This window comes from Deltaproteobacteria bacterium (genome assembly GCA_019309045.1).
Taxonomy (GTDB): domain Bacteria; phylum Desulfobacterota; class Syntrophobacteria; order BM002; family BM002; genus JAFDGZ01.
Genome location: JAFDGZ010000116.1, coordinates 1 through 7087 on the forward strand (window position 1 = coordinate 1; position 7087 = coordinate 7087).

7 protein-coding genes are annotated in these 7087 nt (G+C 50.8%); 1 reads left to right on the plus strand and 6 read right to left on the minus strand.

Translation table 11 applies throughout. The annotated features are described in order from the left end of the window. From lnt to JRI89_15880, 6 genes are all read right to left on the minus strand, one after another. The coding region (gene lnt / locus JRI89_15855) for an apolipoprotein N-acyltransferase (GenBank protein MBW2072713.1) at window positions 1-1416 on the minus strand (1416 nt) is incomplete at its 3' end. A 41-nt stretch (window positions 1417-1457) separates the two neighbouring features. Next, window positions 1458-2192: an HlyC/CorC family transporter gene (locus JRI89_15860; GenBank protein MBW2072714.1), complete on the minus strand. Its 735-nt coding sequence runs from the start codon at window positions 2190-2192 to the stop codon at window positions 1458-1460. 264 nt (window positions 2193-2456) lie between these two features. Continuing rightward, the gene (gene speB, locus JRI89_15865) at window positions 2457-3389 is read right to left on the minus strand and encodes an agmatinase (protein ID MBW2072715.1); all 933 of its coding nucleotides are present in this window, start codon (window positions 3387-3389) and stop codon (window positions 2457-2459) included. Between the two features lie 12 nt (window positions 3390-3401). Beyond that, window positions 3402-3815, minus strand: coding sequence for an adenosylmethionine decarboxylase (speD, locus tag JRI89_15870; GenBank protein ID MBW2072716.1), 414 nt, complete (start codon window positions 3813-3815; stop codon window positions 3402-3404). Window positions 3816-3929: 114 nt separating this feature from the next. Continuing rightward, window positions 3930-4472, minus strand: a complete 543-nt coding sequence (locus JRI89_15875) for a helix-turn-helix transcriptional regulator (protein MBW2072717.1) — start codon at window positions 4470-4472, stop codon at window positions 3930-3932. 136 nt (window positions 4473-4608) lie between these two features. Beyond that, complete coding sequence (locus JRI89_15880; GenBank protein ID MBW2072718.1) at window positions 4609-5577, minus strand: diguanylate cyclase; 969 nt, start codon at window positions 5575-5577, stop codon at window positions 4609-4611. A 649-nt stretch (window positions 5578-6226) separates the two neighbouring features. On the opposite strand from JRI89_15880, the gene JRI89_15885 reads away from it, so the two are divergent. Further along, entirely contained in the window at window positions 6227-7084 is an 858-nt protein-coding gene (locus tag JRI89_15885; protein ID MBW2072719.1) for an NAD(+)/NADH kinase, read from the plus strand. Window positions 7085-7087: the final 3 nt, after the last annotated feature.

The window sequence follows — 7087 nt, forward strand, 5'->3', positions numbered from 1 at the left end:
GCTGAGTACAGCCTCCTGGAACAGGGCTGTTTTTTCGAGCACTCTGCCGCTGGCGTCCACGAAGGCGCTGATGCCGGTATTGGCGCAGCGCACCATGGGCACCCTGTTTTCCACAGTTCTCAGAACAGCCATGGAAAGATGCTGGTAGGGAGCACTGCTGGGGCCGAACCAGGCATCGTTGGTGATGTTCACCAGGATATTTGCCCCTTTCCTGACAAGATCTCGACTGAGTTCCGGGAAAATGGCCTCGTAACATATTAAAACTCCCAGCCTGGCAGGGGGCAGGGAAAGCACTACCGGGTGGTTTCCAGAGACAAAATCGCCAGCAGCTTGTACGAGTCGCCTGGCAAAGAATAACAACCTTTTCAGAGGGACGTACTCCCCGAAGGGTACTAGATGTATCTTGTCATAGAAGCCCAGCACAGAGCCGGAACCATTGAGCAGATAGGCCCGGTTATAGAGTTGCAGTCTTTTTTCTTTGTACTGATATGCAGGGCTGCCAAAGAGCAGGGGTTTGCCGAGCTGACGAACCATTGCCGTGAGGATTTCACTGTTCTTCCTGTCAGAGCGGAAGTAAAAGGGTGTGGCAGTCTCCGGCCAGACCAGGAGATCTGGTTTCTGGGGGATAATTTGCTTGCTCAAGAGAAAATAGCGCTCCAGGGTCTCCTGTTGAAAGGCTGGGTCCCACTTGTGTTCCTGGGGGATGTTTCCCTGGATGAGGGCGACTCTGACAGATGGATTGCTGGAGCCAGCCAAAGTGCTCAGGCGCCAGGTCCCATAAAAGTACATGCTGCTGACAACGACCATGACGGTGAGCGTGAGTCCCCATCGCGACAGGGTTGTTTCTCTTCGAGAGGACGGATATAGCAGCCGACAGAGAGCGGCATTGCCGAGAACCACTGCAAAAGACAAACCGTAAACTCCGGTGAGATCAGCCACCTGAATGACAGGGAGCCAGGCGAACTGACTGTAGCCCAGGTTCTCCCAGGGAAAGCCAGTGAAAAGGTTGCTCTTGGCCAGCTCCAGCGAGACCCACAAAGGAGCTGCCAGCAGGAGCCACGGCAGCCTGCGCAGACGAAGCCAACTGAGGCCGGCGGTGAACAGCGCTGGCAGCAGGGCCAGATAAGACACCAGCAACAAGCAGACACCTATACTCACCGGCAGAGAGAGGCTGCCATACCTGTTGACTACATAAACGATCCAATAGAGGGTGCCCAGTCCCTGGCCCAGACCTGCAAGCCAGCCCAGTTTGAATGACGGCCTGGGGGCGTAAGCAGCGGCGATCCAGAGGAGCGGCAGCAGAGCCAGCCAAGCCAGCCAGCCGCTGCCATAGCGCGGAAATGAAAGGGTGAGAAGCAGAGAGCCAGCGAGAGCCAGCAAAAGACCCTTTAGTTGTACACAAAAAAACTGCCGCATGGTGCCGCAGTTCCTCCATTTTTCTGAGCTGAGTCGCACTTTCAGGGCTGGGGGGGGGATTCCTCAGAACTTTCTTCTGGTTGTTGCAGCCTTATTCGGACTTTGTCTATTTTTCTCGCATCTGCTGATTCTATCACCATTTCGAGGTTGCCATAGGTGACGGTTTCCTGGATTTGCGGAACCCTACCCAGGATGCTGATAATGAGGCCGCCCACGGATTCAAAGTCGCCCTCGGGCGCTTCGATCTGCAGGTGTTTTGCCAGATCGTCCACATCCAGACGGGCATCCACCAGCAGGTCGCCTTCTGGGGTAGATACCAACAGGGTTTCTTCAGCATCATATTCGTCATGAATCTCGCCGATTATTTCTTCGATGATGTCCTCGATGGTTACCAGTCCCGCAAAGCCGCCATACTCGTCAATGACAATGGCCATGTGAGATTTCTTGCTGCGCAGTTCTTTGAGCAACTGGCTCACTTTCTTGGTTTCCGGGATAAAATAAGGGGTACGCAGTGTGCTCTGCAGATCTATTTCATTTTTTCCCCAGGAGGATAGCAGATCCTTGGCGTGAAGAATGCCCACGATGTTGTCAATATTGTCTGCGTATACTGGTATCCGCGAGTGGCCTTCCTGAATTATCAGTTCCAGCAGCCCGTCAACCGGAGTCTCCACACTGGCCGTCACACAGTCTGTCCTGGGAATCATGATCTCTCGAACTACGGTGTCGTGGAAAGAGAAGATGCTCTGGATCATCTCTCCTTCCTCTTCGCTGATCATGCCCTGGCGCTCGCCGACGTCAATGAGTTGCTGAATTTCTCTTTCGATATCCTGGGGAGTGGTTCCCTTGCGGAATCCGAACTTCAGGCAGGTGAGGAGCTTATGCCAGAAACTAGTTCCAGATCCTTCTTCCAATGCGGTTTGGATCTCCTCGCAAAAAGGATGTCAGTTATGCAGAAAACGGATAAATTTTTTCTTAAACCCAGTTCACAAATATGAATGATTGTATATTAGCAAGTCTGCTGCAGCCTTGTCAAACATATTCTATGCTGGACTATTTTCGCTAATTTCACCGTGGAAGCGGTAGGCAAGAATTTTGTAAACGAGTTTAGCAGCTGTAAAATTTGCGGGGCTGTGAGCTGCCTGTGGGCAAAGTTCCATGACGTCCGCACCAATGACTGTCCTATTTTCGCATACCAAGCGCAGCAGTTTGAGCACCTCATACCAGTGAAGTCCGCCAGGTTCAGGGGTTCCCACGGCAGGCATTTCTGCGGGATCGAATACATCCAGATCAATGGTTATATATACTTCCTGTCCGAGGCAATCAACCACCTGTTGTTGCCAGCGTGAGTTGTCTCGCAGGTCAGCAGCATAGAAAACGGTAAGCCCCTGTTGCCGAATCCAGTGGTCTTCTTCCAGTGAAAGCGATCGGATGCCTACAGAGACAACAGTGCCATGTCTGCCAGCCAGTCTCATGACGCAGGCATTGGAATAGTCGCTTCCCTGGTACGTCCTTCTGAGATCAGCGTGGGCATCGAGATGAAGAATGGTAAGATCAGCACTCTCTTCGGCGACGGCTCTGATCATACCGAGTGACAGCAGGTGTTCACCGCCCAGCATCAGAGGAAACAAGCCGGTGTCGAGCGCCCACCTCCCCACCGTCTCCACTCTGGCAACCATGGACCCGGGGCCGCGGGCATCCACCTCGATCTCTTCGAGGGTGGCAATACCAACCTTGAAAACCTCATGGCGGGTCTCTTCATCAAAGAATTCGAGTTGTTGAGATGCCTCGAGAATAGCAGCCGGGCCTTGTCTGGTTCCAGTGATATAGGTGGTGGTTGCATCGTAAGGTACAGGGATGATTAGCGCTCGGGCTGAAGCAATATCCGATACAGCTGCCTCCAGACCTCCAAAAGCGGCGGAGCCAGAGGCCGGGACTATCCAGTCAGCAGGCGACGATGGTTGCTGGTCATCCATATGACGAACACCTCATATTTGCCGGCGATGCCGCTCCTCCTGCACCAGATAGGTGGAAGTTCTCGTGTCTCGGGGAAATTCCAGTCCGCGATCCAGAAGTTTGATTTCACTTTTCTTGATGGCAAAAGCCTTTTCTATCTGGGAGATGGCCTGGTCAGCGTCGAAATCCTTGCAGGAAAATATATCGACACTCAGATAACTCTTTTCAGGAAAGGTATGTATACTGATATGACTTTCGGCAATCAAGACAAAACCCGAAATTCCCCAGTCCTCTGGTTTGCGGCCACCATCATAGCGAAAAACATAAGGCGGCATAATTTTGGTCATATTCATCTGAGAAGGGTATTCGCTCAGGAAGTTGTAAATGAGGGAAAGATCTTCCAATCTATTACGATCACAACCATAACCGTCCACCATCAGGTGCATGCCGAAACCGTATTCAACCCTTTTCAATTCGACCACCTCCTCATGTGTCCACCAGTAAGCTATTATAGAATTGATTGTTATTGTGGCACACAGCTGTCCTTGTCTGGCTGATATTCAATAAAATACGGGTGGCGAAACGATCCAGAGAATCTTGGCAGCGTTCTTGCCCGTATTTTGCAGTCGGTGATCACTGTTGGAAGAAAAGTAGAAGCAGTCTCCCTTCTTAATTCTATAGGGCACCTTGTCGACCCACACGGTAACTCTTCCCTGCAAAAGGAAGCCGAATTCCTCTCCTTCGTGAGGAGTGTGAGTTTCGGTAGATACTCCCGGCGCCAGTTCGAGGAGCACCGGGTCCATCAGCCTGCTCTGAGCACTGGGCACCAGGACCTCGATCTTCATTTTCTCGGTAGATGCAGAGCTGAGGACGCGTGATTTTTTCTCAAAAACTATCCTCTCATGCTTGATGTCCCTGAAGAAATCTGCCAGTTCCTCACCCAGCACATCCAGGATCCCTTTGAGGGTAGTAATTGATGGTGAAGTAAGATCCCGTTCGAGTTGGCTGATGAAACCTTTGGTCAGATATGCTCTGTTGGCAAGTTCCTCTTGCGTCAGGTTATTGGCCTTGCGCAGTCTTCTAAGCTTCTCACCTATGTGTATGACTGGCTCCATAGTTTACTAATGCTAAACTTTTAGTTTAATAAAGATTGCCTTTATAATAATTCATTTCTTCTTTGTCAAGCATTTTTTCAAGGCAATACTAGCTATGCAGACTGGGGTAAACCAGAGGGTGGGGCTAACTGGCACGCTGACTTTCAGTGCAGATCTGATCTCCGCCCTTGTTCTTGGCAGCATAGAGGTTCCGGTCAGCGTTCAGGAGCAGTTGCTGGATATTTTCCTCCATTGTTTCAATGCTGCCCTCCAAGGAGGCAATGCCTATACTCAGACTGGTAGGCTCCAGCTTGCAGTCGTTGTATCGAGTTCTCAAACGTTCAGCCACCATCACTGCCTGCTCCAGGTTGGCATGTGGAATAATGACAGCGAACTCATCACCGCCGTATCTATAGCATGAGTCGACGTTTTCCCGGATATGGAGCATCATGATATGGGCCAATTCTTTCAGTACCTTATCCCCTTGTTGATGACCATAACGATCATTGTAATTCTTGAAATTGTCCACGTCGATGAGAAGAAGGTACAGGCCGTAATGCTGCCTGAATGCTCGTCCCGCTTCTCTTTTGATATTTTCGTCAAAGTGTCGACGGTTATAGAGGCCAGTGAGTCCATCTCGAAGGGACAGGTGTTTGAGCTGCTCTCGTTGAGTTCTCTCCCTGAGAATGCGGTTTATTTTTGCTTCCAGTTCGTTCACATTAAAGGGTTTGGCTATAAAATCGCTGGCGCCGGCCTCGATGACGTCTGTATAACTGTAGTTGTTGTGATAGCCGGTCACAGCAATCACATCGATGTCTTCGTGCTCTGCACAGATTTTTCTGATCAATTCAGTGCCGTCCATACGCGGCATATTGATGTCCGTGATTACAATATCAAAGTGCTGCTCATTCAGCTTTTCAATAGCGTCCACGCCATCGGCAGCAGTACTGCTGTCGTGGCCGAGACTGCTCACTATTTCGTGCAAAAGTGCAAGCACGTCCTCATCGTCGTCAACTGAAAGTATGGAGTGCCTTGCCCGTGCTTCTGCCTCCACCTTGCTGTCTCCTCCAACCGCTTTCTTATGGGAAATATGCCCCCTAGAAATAACAATCATATCTACCCCAAAACGACCTCTTTTACAACCTTAAACCCAGCACTTTCCATGTACAGTCGTCGAGATGGGCCTCTGTTTCATATCTTTTCTTGGCCAAGAGGGGCTGGCAGCAAGATCTATTGAGATGGACCCAGTAATTCTTAGAGTTGCAGCTACTCCCCGGGAAAATTATGCAACTGTAGTTCTTGCAGTGCTTCTTACAGAGAAATGCCTCCGCCTCGGAAGCCTTCAGCCGTGCGATTTTGCGGATATTACAGCAGCAGGGAGATGATCTCCCTGCTGCCTTCCTCTTGCAAACGGAGAGCCGCGGCACTGGCCCGTGCTTTTCCTTTACAGGGCGGCAGGTTTGACTTGGCAGCCTTTCGAGGCTAGATTTTCTACTCTCTATGCAGGCTTGCTGATATAGAATCAGTTATTTTGAAATAAAATATTTTCAGCGGCACCACATGCCGCTGGAGACGCTGCCCTGCTGAGAAATTTCCCGGGTAGCCGCCGCAGCAATGGTTGGAGGAGCTCTTTCTGAGGTTGACCCATGGAGCAATGTTTTGCTAAGAGAACCATATTCTAAGGCATGGCATCTGAAGGTGGCAGCCATGCTGGAGCAACTTGAGAGATATCTGGCCAGGGAAAGCAAACGGGTGCAACATCAATGAATAAGATTACTATAATTTACAAGCAGGGACAGCCTCAAGCCGCTGAACTGGGCCATGAAATGAAGAGGTGGTTCGAGCAGCAGGGAACTGAAGTCTGTCTGCGAGAAAACGTTGCCCACCACCGACAGCAGAATGCTTCTGGAGAGAAGCCCCTGGAAATCCCTCCGGACAGCAAGGCTGTAGTGCTTCTCGGTGGAGACGGTACCCTGTTGAGCGTAGCCCGTTTGCTTGCCGACAGCACCATACCGATTCTGGGCATAAACATTGGTGGCATGGGTTTTCTTACAGAAGTGAGTCTGGAAGATTGTTACCGCTTCCTCCGAGATATCGTGGCAGAGCGTTTTGAGGTAGAAGAACGTATGAGGCTGCAGGCGAGCGTTACCAGAAAAGATGAGATTGTACCCGGCGCTACCGTTCTGAACGATGTTGTCATCAACAAGGCAGCACTGGCACGCATCGTGGATCTGGAGGTAACCATTGACGGACGCTACCTGACGACCTACCGCGCAGATGGTCTCATTGTTGCCACTCCCACAGGTTCAACAGCTTATAATCTATCAGCTGGTGGACCTATTGTCTTTCCCACAGCAAGGGCAATTATTTTGACACCCATTTGCTCTTTTTCGCTGACCAACAGATCAATTATCCTGCCTGCTGATGCTTGTGTGGAAATTGAAATCAGTCGAAAAGCCACTGATGTAACCCTCACCTGTGATGGGCAGGTGGGCTGTGAACTCTTGCCAGGAGATAGGATTACCGTCCAACGCGCTCCCCATCCACTGCGAATGGTCAAGGTACGCCAGGAGGATTATTTTACTGTGCTGCGTGAAAAGCTCAAGTGGGGCGGCAGATAGACA